Origin of the sequence: Paraglaciecola sp. MB-3u-78 (assembly GCF_002835935.1) — a bacterium.
Classification (GTDB): domain Bacteria; phylum Pseudomonadota; class Gammaproteobacteria; order Enterobacterales; family Alteromonadaceae; genus Paraglaciecola.
On sequence record NZ_PJCF01000033.1, the window covers coordinates 1 to 1,399 of the forward strand.

The following is a 1,399-nucleotide window of genomic DNA, read 5'->3' on the forward strand; positions in this document are numbered from 1 at the left end:
GCTTGACCGGAGAGGGCTAATGAGTGACCCCGGCATGCGTTAGCCCCCGCTTACGTCAAAACAGCAAATAAGCAAGGGAAAGGTTACTACTATGCATCAATAGCTTCACAAAATTCTCTGACTTCCGGCCCTCTATATTTTGTTTCCCGAGATACCTCTTCACCCTCTTTGTTAGTAACGACAAATTCTTTGGTTACACCTGTTTTCAACAATTCAATTGTCGCAGCCTCTGCGATAATCGGATAGTTATAACCCTCTGCCACTGCCTGCAATATCTCTTCTTTATTTGCCATAAGATATTTTTTCTTGGCTATCCTTACTCTCTGTGCATCATTCAGTGCTGTTTCAGAATGTTTTTCCAAGGTATTTAGCAGGCCAGAGGCCGTAGTTGATTTCTTTTTGATCATATTTGTCTCTTTGTTTGAATTTTTGTCGATTAAATTATTGATTTAAATAACTTGTTGAAACATTTTATTACACGGGCAAGGTTGGGGTCAAGTCTTAGCCTTGTCCAATATGAAATAAGTCTGAAACTCTCATTCTGTCCATGAACATAGAATGAAAGAGCTCATGAATATTGAAAATTTAACCACCGTTGAAGCCCTTGATAGTTTTATTCAAGGTAACCAAACCGCAGTTTTTACCGTTTTAGGTGATAAAAAGGAGCGATATCAATTCATTCAAAGTAAACTGATCAAGTTTTGCTACATCACATTATCTACCTCCAGTTAAAGCTATTATGTCTTAACTAGGGTGGTCGTATATATTAGACCACGTCGTATTAGGTTGACCACGTCACATATGCAAAATACAAGACCTGACCCCAGCATTTCTATTTGACCCCAGCATTTCTATTACCCACTTTAACGGTAAGCTGAGTTAACAAAGCTAAAGGTAATTTCTGCCGGGCAAGACAGTACGCTCCAGTATTGGGGCTGATTGTTCGCGAATTTTCTTGTGATTGGGTTTGAATAATCAGGTCATTAACAGCTTTACTGCAAGAACGATCATCACTTAGAGCTTGAGCCATAAACATAGATAATGTTTGCATGGGCGTGTAAATTTGCTCCCTGTATTCGGGGATATTCTCTTCTACTATTGAAAGCCATTCATCATTGTACAACAACTCAAGAAAGTCGGTTGCTGTGATGTTTGTTGCGTATTTTTTAATTTTTGACTGTTGAGAAAGATAAAATTGGGAGATAATGGACATTGAGGTAGAGAGCTTTTGTGAACGTTTTTGTGGTGAAAATATTTTACAGGACTCTCTGCCTTTTTTGGTTTTTATTTAGATAAACAATTAACTTAACCATTTGTTTATTAAAGAATATATCCTTAATTAAGCGCCATTCAGACCTGACCCCAGCATTTGAACAAGCACAACGATTTACTTAGTTGA

The 1,399-nt window shown here is 37.8% G+C and carries 3 protein-coding genes; 1 reads left to right on the forward strand and 2 read right to left on the reverse strand.

The genetic code is table 11. The annotated features are described in order from the left end of the window. Window positions 1-89 precede the first annotated feature (89 nt). The gene (locus CXF95_RS26155) at window positions 90-407 is read right to left on the reverse strand and encodes a hypothetical protein (RefSeq protein WP_101201398.1); all 318 of its coding nucleotides are present in this window, start codon (window positions 405-407) and stop codon (window positions 90-92) included. 163 nt (window positions 408-570) lie between these two features. Here CXF95_RS26155 and CXF95_RS29765 point away from each other — a divergent pair, with 163 nt between their 5' ends. Then, window positions 571-732, forward strand: a complete 162-nt coding sequence (locus CXF95_RS29765; RefSeq protein WP_157828256.1) for a hypothetical protein — start codon at window positions 571-573, stop codon at window positions 730-732. Window positions 733-832: 100 nt separating this feature from the next. Here CXF95_RS29765 and CXF95_RS26160 read toward each other — a convergent pair whose 3' ends face one another. Beyond that, window positions 833-1,213, reverse strand: a complete 381-nt coding sequence (locus CXF95_RS26160) for a hypothetical protein (RefSeq protein ID WP_101201399.1) — start codon at window positions 1,211-1,213, stop codon at window positions 833-835. Window positions 1,214-1,399: the final 186 nt, after the last annotated feature.

Coding starts and splice junctions, on each gene's coding strand:
- CXF95_RS26155 (WP_101201398.1), bottom strand. CDS start 407: ATGATCAAAAAGAAATCAACTACGGCCTCTGGCCTGCTAAATACCTTG.
- CXF95_RS29765 (WP_157828256.1), top strand. CDS start 571: ATGAATATTGAAAATTTAACCACCGTTGAAGCCCTTGATAGTTTTATT.
- CXF95_RS26160 (WP_101201399.1), bottom strand. CDS start 1,213: ATGTCCATTATCTCCCAATTTTATCTTTCTCAACAGTCAAAAATTAAA.